The organism is Hymenobacter lutimineralis (assembly GCF_008271285.1).
Taxonomy (GTDB): domain Bacteria; phylum Bacteroidota; class Bacteroidia; order Cytophagales; family Hymenobacteraceae; genus Hymenobacter; species Hymenobacter lutimineralis.
Window position 1 is genome coordinate 58,169 of record NZ_VTHL01000016.1, and the last position, 16,937, is coordinate 75,105.

Here is a 16,937-nt window from a genome sequence, read left to right on the forward strand (position 1 = left end):
ATCTTTGAACAATATGATACAATGGGCCCCATACGCCTTTGTGCGCCTGACGCTGGCACTGGCGGCTGGCATTCTTACCTATTTGTATTACGGGACCAGCCTACCCCCGCTTACCGGCCTGGTTATCGGGCTGAGTATCCTATATGCTGGTTTGCAGCTGTGGGCGGGCCGCAAGGCTTCACCCGCCCTACTCGATGGGCTGGGCTTGTTGGCGCTGGGAGTGGTCTATCTGGTTGGCTTGGCCCTCACGCAGCAAGCCACCGAAAGCCGGGCCCCAAATCATTTGCTACGATTCGGCAACCGCATCGAATTTTACCGCGCGGTGGTTGATGATTATACCGTAATCCGCCCGGCCACATACGCCTCCACCGTGCGGGTTTCGGCGGTGCGCGTAGCCGGGAAGTGGCAAGCGGCCGTTGGCAGTATTCGCGTGTCCATTCCCCGGGACTCAGGTAGTACGGTGCCCCAATACGGTGATGTATGGCTGGTGCGCGGGGCGCCTGCGCCCAGCAAGGCTCCGCTTAACCCCGGCGAGTTTGACTACCGCCGCTACCTGCAGTATCATCAGGTCTATCATCAGCAGTTCATTCACCCCGATCAATACCTGAAGCTCGGGGTGGATGTGCCCAGCCAATGGACGGCGCTGGGAATGCGCGCTGCCCGGGTTCTGGATGGCGTATTTCGGCAGTATGTGCACGCCAAGCGGGAATACGCGCTGGCCTCGGCGCTGGTGCTGGGTATCAAAGACGACGTAGACCAGGAAACCCGGCAGGCCTATGCTAATACCGGTACTACCCACATTATGGCGGTATCGGGGCTGCAGGTGGGGCTGTTGTTTGCGGCCGTTACCTGGCTGCTGAGCTTGTTGCCCGGGCGCCGCGGCCCGCTGTTTCGGTTTGGTACCGCGGGGCTGGGTTTAGCCGTTATCTGGAGCTATGCCCTGTTGACGGGCCTCTCGGCTTCGGTGCTGCGGGCAGCGGTGATGTTTACGTTCATTATTGTGGGGCGGGCTTCCGGCAGGCAGAGCAACATCTTCAACACCCTGGCCTTGGCCGCCTTTGCGCTGCTGTGCTACAACCCGTTCCTGTTAGTAGATGTTGGGTTTCAGCTGTCCTTCCTGGCCGTGCTCAGCATTGTGTACCTGCAGCCGCGCATTGTGGCCAGGCTGAGGGTAAGAGAGTTCTTCCTGGACCAGCAACGCCCCTGGCAGCCAAAGGCCGTGCAAAAATTCTGGAAAGCCAGCAGCTGGTTCGGGGACGTGGTGTGGCAGGCTACGGCCCTCTCACTCGCGGCGCAGGTAGCTACGTTGCCATTGAGCCTGCACTACTTTCACCAGTTCCCCCTGAGCTTTCTGGCCTCCAACCTGATTGCGGTGCCTATTTCCAGCGCGGCCGTGTATGTGGGGCTGGCTTTGCTGGTTGTGAAGGGCTTGGTAGCCGTTGTGGCCCTAGCGTTGCCAGCGGCGGGGGCGTGGTTGAACTGGCTGCCGCAAGCAATAGGCTTCGTGTTTGAGTGGATGATCTGGTTCTTCAACGAGTACATCTTCTGGGTGGGGCAGGCCATGCCCGGGGCCCTGCTCAAGGAAATTCACCTGTCGGCGTCGCAAACCTGGCTGCTGTTTGCCAGCATCATGGCCCTGCTGATTTTCTTCGAGGTCCGGCACCTGACTTGGCTGGGGGTAGTGTGCGCCCTGGCCGGCGTACTGGCCGGCAGCAAAGTGTGGGCTGCCCGCCAGCTGGCCGACGACCGAAAGCTGGTGGTATACAGCATTCCGCGCCGCTCGGTGCTGGGTTTCTGGCAGGGTCCCGCTGGGGACATCGTCATGGCCGATTCGCTGCCTCTCTCCGAGACGGAACGCACCTACCGCATTGTGCCCGGCAGTATTCAGCGGGAAGCACGACGGGTGCTGTACTTCCAGGGCTGGCCCCAGGCTCCTGTTCCCGCCCGGCGCCTGGGACAGTCGACTTTGCTGGTGTGGCACGGCCTGCGCGTTCTGCTCATCGACGGTAGACTAGCGGCGGCCCGCCAGCCTAGCCGGGCAGATATCATTATTTTGCGGCGCAACGCGCGGGTGTGGCCCGAGCAGCTGGCGGCGGCTTTTGGTACGGCTGCGCCCGTCGTGTTCGACTCTTCCTGTAAAGCCTGGTACGTAGCGCGGCAGGACTCAATCCTGCGGGCGGCTGGTTTCCGTACGTATGACGTCACGATGCGCGGGGCGTTCATCGTGGCGCCCCGGCGGTAGAGCGGCTTCTCAAACCTCTTAACCGAAAACTAGCGTACAAAGCGCCAGCGGGGTATTCAGACATAGCATCATTTTTGTTACGTTTGATTTGGCTGTGGTGCCTGCACCCGGCTTCTGCGTCGCTTCCCCTTACTTGCACGCCAGTAACAACGACCATGGACAATCTGCCTACTCAAGAGCTGGAGGCCCTGCGCTTCATCCAGTACGAATGCCGGGACGCCATCGGCTACATCACCCTCAACCGCCCCGAAAAGCGCAATGCCCTGAGTGCGGAAATGGTAACTGAGCTGAAGCTCGCTTTTACAGCCGCCGAAGAAGACGAGCACTGCAAAGTAGTGGTGCTACGCGCCAACGGGGCTGCTTTCTGCGCCGGCGCCGATCTGAGTTATATTCAGGAGTTGCAGGGCTTTGGCTACACCGATAACCTGGCCGACAGCACCCACCTCATGCAGCTCTTCCACCAGATCTATACCCTCAAAAAGGTGGTGATAGGGGAAGTGCAGGGGCACGCCTTGGCGGGCGGCTGCGGCCTGGCGGCTATCTGCGACTTCGCCTTCACCGTGCCCGAAGCCAAGTTTGGCTACACGGAGGTGAAAATCGGATTCCTGCCGGCTATTGTCAGCGTATTCCTGCTGCGTAAAATCGGGGAGGCCTGCACCAAGCAGCTGCTGCTGACGGGTGAAATCATCGGCGCCCAGAAAGCCGCCGAGTATGGGCTGGTAAATTTTGTGGTAGGGCGCGATGAGCTGGCCGAGCAGGTATACGCCTTTGCGCGCCGGCTCTGCACCGAAAATTCCGGCCAGAGCATGGAGGCTACCAAGGAAATGCTGGCCCGTCTCCCCGAAATGGCCCTGGAAGACGGTCTGCGCTATGCGGCGCAGATGAATGCCGAGGCCCGCGGTTCCGTGGACTGCCGCCGGGGTATAGCCGCCTTTTTGAACAAAGAAAAAATCAGCTGGGACCAGTAACCGCCCCAGACCTGCCCCAGGTACCGGCCCGATTTCACTTCGTAGGAGTGGAGTCGGGCCGGTATTTTTCTAACTTGCCCTACCAAAGGAGCGTTTTGTCGAGCTGAGTGGCGCCATTTTCATAACTTTTTAACCTCTGGCTGGTTACCAACTCATGACAATTCTGGCAGCCGTAGCCGTTACCGCGGCTACCTTTTTAGCAATGGAAGGCGTGGCCTGGGGCATGCACAAATTTGTGCTGCACGGCCCGTTGTGGTTTTTGCACCGCTCGCACCACGTGCGTCATCCGCACCGCTTTGAGCGCAACGACTTCTTTTTTCTATTCTACGGCACGGTTTCTATGCTGTGCATTCTGGCGGGTTCGGCTACGAAAGACTGGCCTTTCTGGGTTGGCATCGGTATTGCGCTCTACGGGTCGGTCTATTTCTTCGTGCATGATGTGCTGATTCATGGTCGCCTGCGCTTCTGGCGCAAGTCGCGCAATGCCTACCTGCGGGCCCTGAACATGGCGCACAAAATGCACCATAAGACTACCGGCCGCGACGGGTCGGAGGAGTTTGGGATGCTATGGGTATCACCAAAGTACTACACTCTGGCGTGGCGGCGGCCGGCTCCTGAGCGCCGAGTGACGAGTACCAAGCAGCAAAAGCAAGCCTAGTGGGACGGTTTTCGATCAGCGACCTGGAGCAGCTTTCCGGCATTAAGGCGCATACCATCCGCATGTGGGAGCAGCGCTACGGTATCTTACAGCCGGTACGCACGGCTACCAACATACGCACGTACTGCGACGAAGACCTGCGGCGCCTACTGAACGTAGCAACACTCTGCGCGCGCGGCCAACGCATCTCGCGTATTGCTCAGCTGGCCCCGGAGGAACTTAGCCGGGCCGTAATTTCCTGCTGCGACGACGCGCACGACTACTTCCAACAGGTAAACTCGCTGTTGGCAGCCATGCTGGCTATGGATGAGCGCCGCCTATGCTGCCTTCTCGACACGGCCATCCAGGAGCTGGGCTTCGAGGAAGCCATTATGCGGGTAGCCTATCCGTTCCTGCAGCGCATTGGTGTAATGTGGCAGGCCGGCTCCGTCAACCCTGCCCAGGAGCACTTGGTAACTAACCTGTTGCGCCAGAAGATGATGGCCGGCATTGATGCGCTGCCCCCTGTGCAGCCCCAAGAGGCCCGGCGGTGGGTGCTTTTCCTGCCGGAGGGAGAAATGCATGAGCTGGCTCTGCTATTTATGAGCTATGTATTGCGGGCCCGTAAACAGCACGTGCTGTACCTGGGCCAGAACCTGCCTACCACGGAGCTCGGGCCGGTGTGCGAAACCTACCAGCCGCATGCCGTGTGTACCGTGATGACGGCCATGCCCGAGCGTGACCGGGTGCAGGCGTTTGTAGAACAAGTGCATCACCTGTGTCCGGGCGTGATGGTGTACCTCTACGGTCCACTAGCCCAGCAGGAGGGGCTGCGGCTGCCTGCCAATACGGTGCGGGTGCGCCTGATGACGGATTTCCTGGCGTTGGCCAGCAGTTTGTGCACCTGTCCGGAGGCTGCCTCCGTGGCTTAGCCCGCTTTCGGGCGCTTTGCAACACCAGGTTCTGCCGCCTCATTTACTTCCGAAGCAGATTTCTGCCGGCTGCCAAGCCGGGAGCGGAATTTTATACGCTCAAAATTGTCCCTATAAATCAAGTGGTTACAGAATTAGGCGGCATTAAAATGCTCTAATACTCGGTTGTGGAAAATTTTCTTTTGTACAACCATGCGAGTTTCAATTCCTCTCGTATATTTGTTTAACTTTTTGCCACGAAAAGCTAAACAGTATGACCTCTTTGGAATTCACCAATCAAGTACAGAAGATTTCTTACTCGCTAAAGCCCGTGGCGATGAACCTGACTCGCGACGCTGACGATGCTAAGGATCTGGTCCAGGAAACCTTGCTGAAGGCACTGCTGAACAAGGACAAGTTCAAAGCGGGCACCAACCTGAAGGCATGGCTGTACACCATCATGCGCAACACGTTTATCAACAACTACAATAAGATAACGAAGCGCAACAGCAACATCGACAGCACGGAGTACTTCCAGTACTTCAACACGGATGAAAGCTACATCACCCACAACGGCGCTACCAGCGACTTTGTGGTCACCGACATCAACGAGGCCATTGCCGGTCTGTCGGCCGATTATCGCACGCCTTTTATGATGTACTACATCGGCTACAAGTACCTGGAAATAGCCGAGAAGCTGCAAATTCCGATCGGGACCGTAAAAAATCGGATTCACATTGCCCGAAAAGAGCTGAAAGACGTATTAAAGGTATACGCCCCCGGCGTGTAGGGAATAGGGAGAGAGTACAACCGCCCCGGGCGTATCACGGGCCGCGGGTGACGGAAGCGCAAGCTTCGTTGCTCGCGGCCCGGTTTGTTTCCGGCCGGCTCCCTGGTCAGCCGCTGCCGGCCCCACCTTTTTCCTGACGTACTTGCCCAACGGTTCGGCTTGAACGTGCATCTTCGTGCTTTGGTCCACGCGGTATTATTGCCTGATTTCTCTTTTCACTGCTTTTGTGAGTAAACACGTCATTGTTATCGGAGCTGGCTTTGCGGGGCTGTCCGCGGCCACTTCGCTGGCCCAGCAGGGGTACCAGGTTACGGTTCTGGAAAAAAATGAAGGCCCGGGCGGGCGGGCCCGGGTGTTCCGGGCTGCCGGCTACACCTTCGATATGGGCCCGAGCTGGTACTGGATGCCGGATGTATTTGAACAGTACTTCGCCCGTTTTGGCAAAAGCGTAGCCGACTATTACGACCTGGTGCGGCTGGACCCCTCGTACCAGGTGATTTTCAAAGGCCCGGAGGCGGTAGATATTCCGGCCCGGATGACGGAGCTCCGGGCGTTGTTTGAGCGGTTTGAGCCGGGCAGCGCTGTGCAGCTGGATGAGTTTCTGCGCCAGGCAGCCTACAAGTACGAGGCCGGCATCAACAAATTCGTGCACATGCCCGGACGCTCGCTGCTGGAATTTGCTGACCCCCGCTTGTTGGTAGATGCCGTGCGCCTGGACTTGCTGCAGAGCATGCACAAGCACGTGCGCAAGTTCTTCAAAGACCCCCGGCTGCTGGAGCTCGTCGAGTTTCCCATTCTTTTCCTGGGCGCTACTTCGGAGAATACCCCCGCGCTCTATTCCCTGATGAACTACGCCGACCTGGCCCTGGGGACCTGGTATCCGATGGGCGGCATGCACAAGATTGTGGAAGGCATGGCCCAACTGGCCCAGGAGCGTGGTGTGCGCCTGGAGTATAACACGCCTATCACGCAGATTGTGGTGGAGAAAGGCCGCGCCACGGGCGTGCAAACCACCAAGGGGTTTCGGGCGGCCGATGTAGTGGTGGCTGGCGCCGACTACCACCACGCCGAGCAGCAGCTGCTGGCTCCGGAGTGGCGCACCTACGACGAAAACTACTGGCAGAAGCGCACCATGGCGCCCTCCTCGCTCTTGTTTTACCTGGGTGTAAACAAGCGCCTGCCCAAGCTGCGCCACCATAATCTGTTCTTTGACGAGGACTTCAGCCTGCACGCCCATGAGATTTACGAGGAGCCGCAGTGGCCCAGCCGCCCGCTGTTCTACGCCTGCGCTCCTTCCCAAACCGACCCCAGCGTGGCGCCTGAAGGCTGCGAAAACCTCTTCCTGCTGGTACCGGTAGCCCCCGACCTGGACGACCCCGAGGAAACGCGGGAGCGGTACTACCACCTGCTGATGGACCGCCTGGAAAGCCACTGCGGCACCAGCATCCGGGATGCGGTAGTCTACAAGCGCAGCTACGCGCACCAGGAGTTTGGGCAGGACTACAACAGCTACAAGGGCAATGCCTACGGTTTGGCAAATACCCTGCGCCAAACGGCCATTCTCAAACCTTCTCTCAAGAGTAAGAAGGTCAGTAATCTGTATTTTACGGGTCAGCTGACGGTGCCGGGCCCCGGCGTGCCGCCGTCGCTCATCTCCGGCCAGGTAGTAGCCCGGGAAGTGCAAAAGGAGAATTAGTAATGGATAATTAAGAATTAAGAATTGGTAAAGCCGAAGCGACTTGTGGCGACACGAGTCCATTCTTCATGGCTAATTCTTCCTTATTAATTCAAGAAGATGGACCACATTGCGCTCTTTACGGAAACCAGCCGCGCCTGTAGCAAGCTCATCACCCAGCGCTACAGCACCTCCTTCACGCTGGGAATTCGGACCCTGGACTCCCGGTTTCACCTGGCCGTCTACTCTGTGTATGGCTTCGTGCGCTGGGCCGACGAAATCGTGGACACCTTCCACGGGCACGATAAAGCCGCGCTCTTTGCCGACTTCCGGCGTCAGACCTACGAGGCGCTGGAAATCGGCCTTAGTCTGAACCCGGTGCTGCACGCTTTCCAGGACGTGGTGCGGCGTTACGGCATCGACCGGGAATTTATCGAGGCCTTCCTGTTCAGCATGGAAATGGACCTCGACGACCGGAGCTACAATCAGTCCCTCTACGAGCAATACATCTATGGCTCGGCCGAAGTGGTGGGGTTGATGTGCCTGCGCATTTTCTGCGAAGGAGATGCGGCGCTGTTTGAGCGGCTGCGCGAGCCGGCCCGGCGGCTGGGCTCAGCTTTCCAGAAAGTGAATTTCCTGCGCGACATTCGTTCCGACTACGAGGAGCGGGGCCGCGTGTATTTTCCCGGGGTACAATACGAGCGGTTCACGGACGAAGTAAAGCGCACGATTGAGGCCGATATCCGCGCCGATTTTGAGGCTGGCTACGCGGGCATCGTGCAGCTGCCGCGGGCCGCCCGACTGGGCGTGTACCTCGCTTATGTGTATTATTTAAAGCTTTTTCACAAAATTCGCCAGCTTTCCTCGGCCAGTATTTTGGGCGAGCGGGTGCGGGTGCCGGACAATACCAAGCTATTGTTGCTGCTGGGTTCGTATTTTCGCTACCGCCTCCGGGCTATCTAGCCACGAACCTTGTCTGCCGGTGACATTTCCCCGCTTTCTTTTTCTCATCCTGCTCCTCACTTTTTCCACCCCCGTGTCCCTCGAAGCCAACCCTTACGACGTAGCCCAGCTACGCCGCCATTACCAGCAGGCGGCGGCCAGCAAAGAAGCCGGCGAGAAATTTCACAAGCTCATGGCCTCCTATACCCAGCAGGATGCCGTGGTACTGGCCTACAAAGCAGCCGCGGAAGCCATTCGGGCCCGGGATGCGTCGATGTTCAACAAGCTGACCTACGTGCAGAACGCCAGCAAGCAGTTTGAGCAGGCCGTAAAGCTGGACCGTGACAATGCCGAAATCCGGTTTCTGCGGCTGAGCGTGGAAAGCAACCTGCCCGGCTTTCTGGGCCTGAGCCAGCACGTGGACGAAGACCGCGCCTTTCTGGTGAGTACGCTTCTAAAGCACCCTAACTCTGGCCTTGATGCGGAGTCCTTTGGGCTGGTACGCAACTTCCTCGTCGACCGGGGGCACGTCTCAGGTCCCGAGGCCGAAAAACTAGCTCGCTTGTAAGTGCTCGGCGGGGAGTTCGTGAAATTATCTGAAAACGGCCCAACTATTCGCTGGCGGTGTTGTTAGCATAGGAAAGGACCTATTGTCGAGCTGCTGCCCGGAAAGAAGCCGACGAAAAATTCCTATCTTAAGCAAACCAGGTCTATTTCCCTGTTCGTACAGACAGTTCCTCTGTCAGCTATGCCGTACCACCTGAGCGTCCGTATCGACCCCAACTCCGGCTTTTGCTTTGGCGTCATCTATGCCATTCAAATGGCCGAAGACCTGCTGGATGAGCAAGGGTACTTGTATTGCCTGGGCGACATCGTGCACAACGATGAGGAAGTGGAGCGCCTGGAGCAGCGCGGGCTGCGCATCATCAACTATGAGGAGCTGGCCGCCCTGCGCGACGAGGCGGTGCTGATTCGGGCGCACGGGGAGCCGCCCAGCACCTACCAGATGGCCCTGGAAAACAACCTGACGCTGATTGACGCTTCCTGCCCGGTGGTGCTCAAGCTACAGAACCGCATCAAAACCAGTTTCGACCGTAAGGACCGGATTTACATCTACGGAAAGCACGGTCATGCCGAAGTGCGCGGCCTGTTGGGGCAGACCGGGGGCGAGGCCGTCGTGTTTGAAAACCTGGACGAATTGCTCGGCCACGAGCTGCCCAGCAACCTCACCCTGTACAGCCAGACTACCAAAAGCACCGATTCCTTCTACCGCATCAAAAACGAGCTGGAGCAGCGTGGTTACCAGGTAAATGCCAACGACACCATTTGCCGGCAGGTAAGCAACCGCGACAAAGACCTGCGGCGCTTCGCGGCTCAGTTTGACCAGATTGTGTTTGTTTCCGGCACGAAAAGCTCCAACGGGAAAGTTCTGTTTCAGGTGTGCAAGGACACCAACCCGGCAACTCACTTCATTTCCAAAACCGATGAGCTGCGCGCTGAGTGGTTCCGGCCGGGGCAGTCGGTGGGTATTTGCGGGGCTACCAGCACGCCCATGTGGCTGATGGAGCAGGTGCGGGATGCCCTGCTGGCCCTTTAGCCCGCTTTCTATGCAAGTTTCTGTTGCCAGTTCCCCGGCGCTGCCCACCTCACCCGCGCGGCGCCTCCGTCCGGAAGCGCTGGGTTACAAGGGAGTGGTAGCTGCCAGCCTGATTATCGGGGCCTGGGCGAGCTTGCTGGTCTTCCTGTTGGTGTTTTATCGGCCGGACTGGCAAACGCCCTGGCCTTATCTGTTGGTACTGGCGCAAACCCACCTGTACACCGGCCTCTTTATCACGGCGCACGATGCCATGCACGGCGTGGTAAGCCCCCACCGACGGTTGAACGACGCCCTGGGTCTGCTCACGGCCGGACTTTTTGCCTTCAACTGGTTTCCCCGGATGCTGCCCAAGCACCATGCCCACCACCGGCACGTGGCCACCCCCGACGACCCCGACTACCACGACGCACGGCATCCGGGTTTTGTACCGTGGTTTATTCGTTTTGCCTGGAACTACGTGACGGTGTGGCAAGTGCTGCTGATGGCCGCCACCTACAATGTTCTCAAGCTGTTCTTTCCCGCCGAGCAGGTAATAGCCTTCTGGATGATACCCGCTGTGCTGGCTACCTTGCAATTATTCTACTTTGGTACGTATCTTCCTCACCGGGGAGAGCATGCCCCGGATAATCCGCACAAATCCCGCAGCCAGCTGCGGCAGCACGTATGGGCCTTTGTGAGCTGCTACTTCTTCGGCTACCACTACGAGCACCACGACCAGCCGTTTTTACCTTGGTGGCGGCTGTGGCAAGCCAAGCGGTAGCAACACCAGTTGAGCATAGGTTGAGTAGTAATGATATAGTAAATATACTATATTTATAAGGCCCGCTTAGTACGTGGTCGATGATACCGCTGCTTTATGTTTTGTACACTTCGCGCCTGCCTGCTGCTGTTGATGATGCCTTGGCTCTGCGCGAATGGCGGGTGGGCTTATGCTGCGTGGCAGCAACCGCCGTTTCAGGGCCGACTCGTGCGAGTTACGCCCGAAGAACAGCAGGCTACGCCCCAGCCTTTACCCTCTCCTGATCCGGCCGAGTCGTTGCGGGTAGCCCGCCGCCAGTTGGAACTGCCCATGCAGGCCCCGCTGCGGCCCCAGGCGCACATGCGCATGGCCAGCGCCCTACTGGATCTGCGGCGCTACCACGAGGCGCTAGAACATGCCTTGCTGGCTTTGCGCCACAGCCAAGCCGGCAACGATGCCCGCAACACGGCGCACACCTACGATCTGCTTGGGCGTGTACAGGCCGCCCGCGGCGACAGTGGTCGGGCTCACCAGTGGTACCAGCGGGCTTTGCAGACGTTTACGCAGCTAGATGACCCCTGGAACCAGGGCGTAGTGCACGAGCATCTGGGTGATTTATATGCCAGCCAGCACGCCTGGCTGCAGGCAGCAGAAAGCTACCGCCAGGCCAGTGCCATCTGGCAGCAACTTGCGCAGCATTCGCGGGCATCCATTGGCTTGCACGCCGTGGGGCGTATGTACTTAGCGCAAGGAGCCTATAATCGGGCGCTGCACTATTTGCAGCAAAGTGCCCGGGGTGGACGGCAACTGCACGACAGCGTAGCGGTGGGTTATGTATTGCACTCTATGGGACAGGTATACGCCGCCGCAGGCAACAGCACGGCCGCCCGGCAGCAGTATTTGCAGGCGCTGGCCATGGTACCCCGGCGCCAGCCCCCTATGCTGCTGGCCATGCTTTACGAAGCGCTGGCCGATATCAACGACTCAACGGGGAACCTGGCCGGAGCCCGGCAGAACGTGGAGCAGGCCGTTTCGTTAGCCCTGCAAAGTGACGATAAACGGCGCCTGAGCAACCTGTATCTGCGGTTATCGGAGCTGCACCGGCGCCAGGGCCAGTACCGGGCCGCCTTCACCTACCTGACGCGGCATATCCAGCTAGCCGACAGCGTAGCGGCCGAGCAGCGCCAAGCTGAGGTGGCCGAAATCCGGATGCGGTACGAAACCGAAAAAAAGGAGCAGGAAATCATTGTCCTGCAAAAGCAGCGGCGACGGCAGGAAGCCAACCTGCGGCGGCAGATGTGGTGGCGTAACGGGCTGGGTTTGGGGGCCGTGGTATTGCTGGTGCTGGCCGGCGCCCTGTTTCTGGCCCGGCGACGGCAGGCGAGCATCAACCGCCTGCTCACGCGCCAGAACCAAGCTATCCAAAGTCAGAAAGAAGAACTCAACCGGCTCAATCGTAGCAAGGATCTGCTGTTCTCAGTGATTTCGCACGACCTGCGCGCTCCGCTCAGTTCCCTCTACACTCTATTGACGCTGCTTAATATGGGCGGGGTGCCCCCCGAGCGCCTGACAACGCACATGGAGCGCCTCACCCGTACGCTCAATAGCACGCTGGGTCTACTGGATAACCTGCTGAACTGGGCCATGGCGCAGATGCGTGATGAGGGCGCCCAGCTTAAAATTTTGGCGTTGGAAAGCATTGCCGCAGAATGCGTGAGCCTGCTGGCCCTGGATGCTGAGCGCAAACAGGTCCAGGTTCAAAACACACTGCCCGCCTGCCTGGTGAAAGCCGATGAGAATATGTGCCGCCTGATTTTGCGTAATCTGCTGGGTAATGCCATTAAATTTACGTCTGAAGGAGGAATTATCACCCTCTCGGGACGGCGGCGGGCGGATACATGGGAGATTTCGGTAGCGGATACGGGTGTCGGTATTGCCGCCGCCGATCAGGAAAAGCTGCGCCAGGCTACCATTGGCTATACCACGCCTGGCACGGACCGTGAAGAGGGTACGGGGCTGGGACTGCGACTGTGCCGGGAATTTGCCGAGCTCAACGGCGGACAGCTCACGTTTGAGAGCGTAGTTGGGCAGGGCTCTGTATTTCGCTTTACGCTGCCAGCAGCGGAGGCTAGTGCTGGCGCCGGATAAGCGCCCGGTGCACGATGCGCGCCGTTACTTGGTCGCGGTAGGTATGGCCCAGCGGGAGGGCCTGGGCGCCCACGCGCACTTCCTGGTTGCTGACGGAGTCGATGAGGGCTGCATTTACCAAGTACGAGCGGTGCGTACGCACAAATAGCCCCGCAGGCAGCTGCTCTTCCAGGTTTTTGAGGTTCACCAGCGTAAGGTGGGTGCGCCCATCGGCCGTGTTGATCTTGGTGAAGTCTTTTAGGGCTTCCATGTACAGCACATCACGGTAATGGAGCCGCACAAACTGGGCATCGGTACGAATAAAGAATGAGCCCAGCTCGGGCAGAGTTTCGCCCGAGGCGCCATTCGGTAAGGTAGTCTGCAGCAAGCCGGTTACTTTGTTTACAGCCCGCAGAAATCGGTCCAGGGTAATAGGCTTAAGCAGAAAATCCACCGCATCGAGGTTAAAGCCTTCCATGGCGTATTGCGGATGAGCCGTCATGAGCACCACCATGGGCGGATGCTGTAAGGACCGTACCAGATCAAGGCCGCTCAGGTGGGGCATTGTCACGTCGGAAAAAAGCACCTGTACTTCGTGGTGGAGCAGGTAGGCATGGGCCGCTACGGGGTCGTTGAAGGCCGCTTTTACGTCCAGCACATCCGTAAGGGCAGCGTAGGCCTGCAGCAGGTCCAGCACCAGCGGGTCGTCATCGAGTAAGGCGCAGGATATTTTCATGGCGGCGAAAAACGACGAGACGAGCAGAAGGTAATAGCGCGGTAGTATAAGCAAATGGTGCTATTAAATATAAAAATAAAGCTAGAATATACAGCAGCTTAGCAGTCAGAAAGTGGCCGCTGGCAGAGGAAAATGGCCCTAGGCAGCCTGCTACTTGGAAACAGCAGCCGGTTGGCCCACAAAATCAAAAGCCTGCATGTAAGGCGCCTAAGCTGCCCTGCATGCAGGCCTTCGGTGGTAGGGAGAAGCAGAACTACTCAGCGCCGTGCACGGCATTGGTTTTCTTGCAGCACTCCGGCAGGCGGGTGTAGGCCCGCTCGTCAGCGGGGGCCGCGTCGGCATCGTAACCGGTTTGCTGCACAGCGGCGCGGAGCTTTTCAGCGGAGGTTTTATCGGCCCGGTAGGTTACCGTAAGCACCTGCGAGGGCACATCCAGCACCGCCGACTGCACCCCTTTTTCGTAGGCTAGTGCCTTTTCCAGGCGGGCTTTGCACATATCACACACGGCCGAGGTCTTGATTTTAAGCGACTCAGCGGAGTTTTTGGCTTTCGCGGCGGGCGTTGTCTGGGCCTGGGAGAACTGCGCGCTCAGGAGCAGGGCCAGCGTACACAGCAAGGTTGAGAAGAATTTCATAGAAAGTCAGGAAAAGGTAAAGGCAGAGAAACAGAAACTTACTGGAGCTGGAACCGCAAACCGGCGTAGGTAACCCGGCCCACAACGGGCCCCCAGACCATAGCGGCATCAAAGTTCGGGCCGAAGGGGTCAGATGCTCCAATAATAGGATTGGCCTGCCGATAGTTCAACAGGTTTTCGGCGCCGGCATACACTTCCCAGCGCTTAAAAGCCCGCGTCACCTGGGTGTTAAACAGCACGTAGCGCGAAGTAAACTGCAGATCGGAAGCTGTAGGGGCCGCGGGGGCAGGGTCGTGCAGCGGGTCGTAGCCGTGGCCGGGGCCAGTGGCCAGGGGCCGGCGCCCAAACCACTGCCCGGTCAGATCGAAGCGCCATTTATCGAAGGCCGTAGCGTAGCTAAGGTTGGCAAACAGCCGGTGCCGGGGCGTCAGGAACTTAGGCAGCAGGTTGCCAGCGTAGCTGGTTTGCACGTCCAGGAATTTGTAGGCTGCTTTAGCCTGTAGGCCTTTCACCGGCTCAACCTGTACTTCCGTCTGCAGGCTCCGTGAGAAAGAGCGGCCATAGAGGTTCAGCAGCACGAGCTGGTTGGGAGAGGAGTACATATCCGCCACCACCTGGTTCTGAAATTCGGTGTGGTAGTAGTCGGCTACAAAGGTGGCGGGGCGGCCAGCTACGGTAAAGTACTGCGTGAAGGAGCCGCCCAGGTTCCAGGCTTTTTCCGGTGCCAGGTTCTGACCGATGATGAACTCCCGCGAAGAAACCAGCATGCCCGTGTTTTCGGCCAGCGGGTTGGCTACGCGCGTGCCGCGTCCGGCCGCCAGACGCAGAATGGTGCTGGCCGTGGCGTCGTACTTCACGTTGAGGCGCGGGGTTAGAAACCAGCCGTACAGGTTGTGCCGGTCTAGTCGGAGGCCACCCACCAGCGTCAGGTTTTTGGCGTTCTGGTAGGTATACTCGGCAAAAGCCCCCGGCACCCGTTCCCGCCGAAACCGGTTTTCGCGGGCGTAGCGCTGCTCGGGCGTTTCGGGAAGCGTGGTAAGGCCCGTCCTGTATACTTCGTGGTAGTTGTCGTGCAGGTAGCTGAGCCCCAGCCGGTAGGTGTGGGCGGTAGTACCCAGAATGCTCTGGAAAAGCAGCGTGGCCTGTCCCGTGTTTTGGGTGCCGTCGTAGGTGCGGCGGCCGTACTGCGAATCAAAGCGGTAGGCCGTGCCATTCAGCAGCAGGCCCAGGTTTTGGTAGGGGCGCGAAGGCCAGGTGTAGGAGGTTTTGTTGAAGCCCGTATACCGCGTAGCCGTCATGGTGGTGCCGTAGTAGCTGCCGGATACGTCCGGGCGGTAGTCTACCTGTCCGCCCTGTCGGGTTTCGCGCAGGGCCCCCACGCCCAGCTCAGCTACCAGTCCTTTCTCCGATTTGTATTTCCATTTGTTCAGGACGTTGTACTGCGTAGCCAGCGGCAGGTCCAGAAACTGGTCGCCGTTGCGGTCTACGCGGCGGCCCAGGTGGTCGGAGTGAAGCAGCAGAACAGTGCTGCCACGCTTGCCAACCGGGCTCGACACGTTCAGGTTCAGGTCGAATTTACCCAGGTCGTTGCCGTAGGCGTTGAACAGCAGCCGGTCGGTTTTGTCGGGCTCCTTCAGGCGCACATTCACCTGGCCGGAAATTGACTCGTAGCCATTCACCACCGAGCCCATGCCCTTGATGATGTCGATGCTCTCAATCCAGGTGCCCGACAAATACCCCAGCCGGTAGGGCGTGGCCAGGCCGCGCAAAGCGGGTTGGTTGTCCACGGTAAGCAGGGAATAAGCGCCATCCAGCCCGAGGAGCTGAATTTGCTTGGCCCCCGAAACAGCATCGGTGGTCGAAACCTCCACGGCCGCGTTGGTTTCAAAGCTCTCGGCCAGGTTGCAGCACGCCGATTTGGTCAGGTCCCGGCTGGTAATCACCTGGGAGTTGGTGGGCGTCAGGGCCGAATAGGCTTGCGTCCGGCCTTCCACTTTCACTTCCGCCAGCTCGGTTGCGCGCCGCAGCGCTACACGTAGAAAAGGTGCCCCTTCCGCCCCAACTACCAGCGTATCGGCCCGGTAGCCTAAGAAATTTACAATTAGTCGGCCCGTGCCGGCCTGGGCTGGGCGCACCAGGGAGAAGAGGCCTTGCTCATCGGCCGAAGTGGCCTCAGTAGTGCCCAGCCAGCGTACGATGGCCCCGGGTAGGGGAGAGGCTGAAGTGGCATCCGTTATCTGGCCCCGCACGGGCGCCAATGCGGCCGTTTGCGCCAGCCCCTGCGGAATAGCAAAGAAGAGGGCTGCGGCCCAAAGCCCGCAATACCCGAAAAAACGATTCATAGTCTGGGAAGAGCATAACAGGTTTCTACCTGACGCCTCCGGGCAGGAAGCGCCTGAGCGGGCCGGGCATAGGGCCGCGGCCGCCAGCAGAACCACTGCTAGACTACCAGAAGACAAACAAAGGTGAGCAGCTGCCGCCCTGCGGGTCGGGGAGGCGAAGCATCCGCCGCGTGCCAGATAGCTGCCTGCGCCAACACCGACGGAGCCAGCGGGGCTTGGGGCCACGCGCTGGCGGGCTGCCAGTCGAGGAGGGCCAGGGGCACGAGCTTTAAGACTTTTATACCCGCTGTGGGCAGGTCCACCTTGTGGTGCTGGGCGCTGAACTCGCAGCAGGTTTTCTGCAGCTTGGTCTTCGAGTGCTGCCCCGATTCTGCAACCGGCATGGCCGGGGGGCAACCGTGCTGCGCCGTGCTGAAGACGACGTGCGCCGTATGCTTCCCGCTCACCCGGCACGTATGCTGCTGCACGGCCAGGCCCACCGAGGAGGTGAGCACCAGCAGGGCAAGCCAGACGCTAAAAAGCCGATGAGCAAGCGGGCGTTTCATGCAGGCAAAGATACGGCAACTTCGGCAGGGTTGCGTGCAAAAAGCCAAAGCC

At 59.2% G+C, this 16,937-nt stretch carries 15 protein-coding genes; 11 read left to right on the plus strand and 4 right to left on the minus strand.

Translation table 11 applies throughout. The features are described from left to right. Positions 1-13 precede the first annotated feature (13 nt). The 11 genes from FY528_RS14755 to FY528_RS14805 all read left to right on the plus strand — a co-directional run bounded on the left by FY528_RS14755 (position 14) and on the right by FY528_RS14805 (position 12,649). The gene (locus tag FY528_RS14755; RefSeq protein ID WP_149071801.1) at positions 14-2,242 is read left to right on the plus strand and encodes a ComEC/Rec2 family competence protein; all 2,229 of its coding nucleotides are present in this window, start codon (positions 14-16) and stop codon (positions 2,240-2,242) included. A 155-nt stretch (positions 2,243-2,397) separates the two neighbouring features. Then, a complete protein-coding gene (locus FY528_RS14760; RefSeq protein WP_149071802.1) occupies positions 2,398-3,210 on the plus strand; it encodes an enoyl-CoA hydratase/isomerase family protein in 813 nt (270 codons plus the stop codon). Between the two features lie 154 nt (positions 3,211-3,364). Further along, complete coding sequence (locus FY528_RS14765) at positions 3,365-3,868, plus strand: sterol desaturase family protein (protein WP_149071803.1); 504 nt, start codon at positions 3,365-3,367, stop codon at positions 3,866-3,868. After that, the gene (locus FY528_RS14770; protein WP_149071804.1) at positions 3,868-4,779 is read left to right on the plus strand and encodes a MerR family transcriptional regulator; all 912 of its coding nucleotides are present in this window, start codon (positions 3,868-3,870) and stop codon (positions 4,777-4,779) included. The genes FY528_RS14765 and FY528_RS14770 overlap by 1 nt, the downstream gene beginning before the upstream one ends. Before the next feature lie 253 nt (positions 4,780-5,032). After that, positions 5,033-5,548, plus strand: a complete 516-nt coding sequence (locus tag FY528_RS14775) for a sigma-70 family RNA polymerase sigma factor (RefSeq protein WP_149071805.1) — start codon at positions 5,033-5,035, stop codon at positions 5,546-5,548. Between the two features lie 226 nt (positions 5,549-5,774). After that, the gene (crtID, locus tag FY528_RS14780; protein WP_149071806.1) at positions 5,775-7,244 is read left to right on the plus strand and encodes a bifunctional phytoene desaturase/3,4-desaturase; all 1,470 of its coding nucleotides are present in this window, start codon (positions 5,775-5,777) and stop codon (positions 7,242-7,244) included. Positions 7,245-7,343: 99 nt separating this feature from the next. Beyond that, complete coding sequence (locus tag FY528_RS14785; protein WP_149071807.1) at positions 7,344-8,186, plus strand: phytoene/squalene synthase family protein; 843 nt, start codon at positions 7,344-7,346, stop codon at positions 8,184-8,186. A 19-nt stretch (positions 8,187-8,205) separates the two neighbouring features. Beyond that, positions 8,206-8,733, plus strand: a complete 528-nt coding sequence (locus FY528_RS14790; protein ID WP_168682729.1) for a hypothetical protein — start codon at positions 8,206-8,208, stop codon at positions 8,731-8,733. Positions 8,734-8,913: 180 nt separating this feature from the next. Then, entirely contained in the window at positions 8,914-9,762 is an 849-nt protein-coding gene (locus FY528_RS14795; RefSeq protein WP_149071809.1) for a 4-hydroxy-3-methylbut-2-enyl diphosphate reductase, read from the plus strand. 10 nt (positions 9,763-9,772) lie between these two features. After that, complete coding sequence (locus FY528_RS14800; protein ID WP_149071810.1) at positions 9,773-10,522, plus strand: fatty acid desaturase; 750 nt, start codon at positions 9,773-9,775, stop codon at positions 10,520-10,522. A gap of 96 nt (positions 10,523-10,618) precedes the next feature. Then, on the plus strand, positions 10,619-12,649 hold the full coding sequence (locus tag FY528_RS14805) for an ATP-binding protein (RefSeq protein ID WP_149071811.1): 2,031 nt from the start codon (positions 10,619-10,621) through the stop codon (positions 12,647-12,649). Here FY528_RS14805 and FY528_RS14810 read toward each other — a convergent pair. From FY528_RS14810 to FY528_RS14825, 4 genes are all read right to left on the minus strand, one after another. Beyond that, positions 12,630-13,364 (minus strand): LytR/AlgR family response regulator transcription factor, encoded by a 735-nt coding sequence (locus tag FY528_RS14810; RefSeq protein WP_149071812.1) that lies wholly within the window; start codon positions 13,362-13,364, stop codon positions 12,630-12,632. The genes FY528_RS14805 and FY528_RS14810 overlap by 20 nt on opposite strands. Positions 13,365-13,617: 253 nt before the next feature. Further along, positions 13,618-13,998 (minus strand): heavy-metal-associated domain-containing protein, encoded by a 381-nt coding sequence (locus tag FY528_RS14815; protein ID WP_149071813.1) that lies wholly within the window; start codon positions 13,996-13,998, stop codon positions 13,618-13,620. A gap of 38 nt (positions 13,999-14,036) precedes the next feature. After that, positions 14,037-16,340 carry a TonB-dependent receptor gene (locus tag FY528_RS14820; RefSeq protein WP_149071814.1) on the minus strand — a complete coding sequence of 768 codons (2,304 nt, stop codon included), beginning with the start codon at positions 16,338-16,340 and terminating at the stop codon, positions 14,037-14,039. Positions 16,341-16,438: 98 nt separating this feature from the next. Then, positions 16,439-16,885 carry an HYC_CC_PP family protein gene (locus FY528_RS14825; protein ID WP_149071815.1) on the minus strand — a complete coding sequence of 149 codons (447 nt, stop codon included), beginning with the start codon at positions 16,883-16,885 and terminating at the stop codon, positions 16,439-16,441. Positions 16,886-16,937: the final 52 nt, after the last annotated feature.

Coding starts and splice junctions, on each gene's coding strand:
- FY528_RS14755 (WP_149071801.1), top strand. CDS start 14: ATGATACAATGGGCCCCATACGCCTTTGTGCGCCTGACGCTGGCACTG.
- FY528_RS14760 (WP_149071802.1), top strand. CDS start 2,398: ATGGACAATCTGCCTACTCAAGAGCTGGAGGCCCTGCGCTTCATCCAG.
- FY528_RS14765 (WP_149071803.1), top strand. CDS start 3,365: ATGACAATTCTGGCAGCCGTAGCCGTTACCGCGGCTACCTTTTTAGCA.
- FY528_RS14775 (WP_149071805.1), top strand. CDS start 5,033: ATGACCTCTTTGGAATTCACCAATCAAGTACAGAAGATTTCTTACTCG.
- FY528_RS14785 (WP_149071807.1), top strand. CDS start 7,344: ATGGACCACATTGCGCTCTTTACGGAAACCAGCCGCGCCTGTAGCAAG.
- FY528_RS14795 (WP_149071809.1), top strand. CDS start 8,914: ATGCCGTACCACCTGAGCGTCCGTATCGACCCCAACTCCGGCTTTTGC.
- FY528_RS14800 (WP_149071810.1), top strand. CDS start 9,773: ATGCAAGTTTCTGTTGCCAGTTCCCCGGCGCTGCCCACCTCACCCGCG.
- FY528_RS14805 (WP_149071811.1), top strand. CDS start 10,619: ATGTTTTGTACACTTCGCGCCTGCCTGCTGCTGTTGATGATGCCTTGG.
- FY528_RS14810 (WP_149071812.1), bottom strand. CDS start 13,364: ATGAAAATATCCTGCGCCTTACTCGATGACGACCCGCTGGTGCTGGAC.
- FY528_RS14815 (WP_149071813.1), bottom strand. CDS start 13,998: ATGAAATTCTTCTCAACCTTGCTGTGTACGCTGGCCCTGCTCCTGAGC.
- FY528_RS14820 (WP_149071814.1), bottom strand. CDS start 16,340: ATGAATCGTTTTTTCGGGTATTGCGGGCTTTGGGCCGCAGCCCTCTTC.
- FY528_RS14825 (WP_149071815.1), bottom strand. CDS start 16,885: ATGAAACGCCCGCTTGCTCATCGGCTTTTTAGCGTCTGGCTTGCCCTG.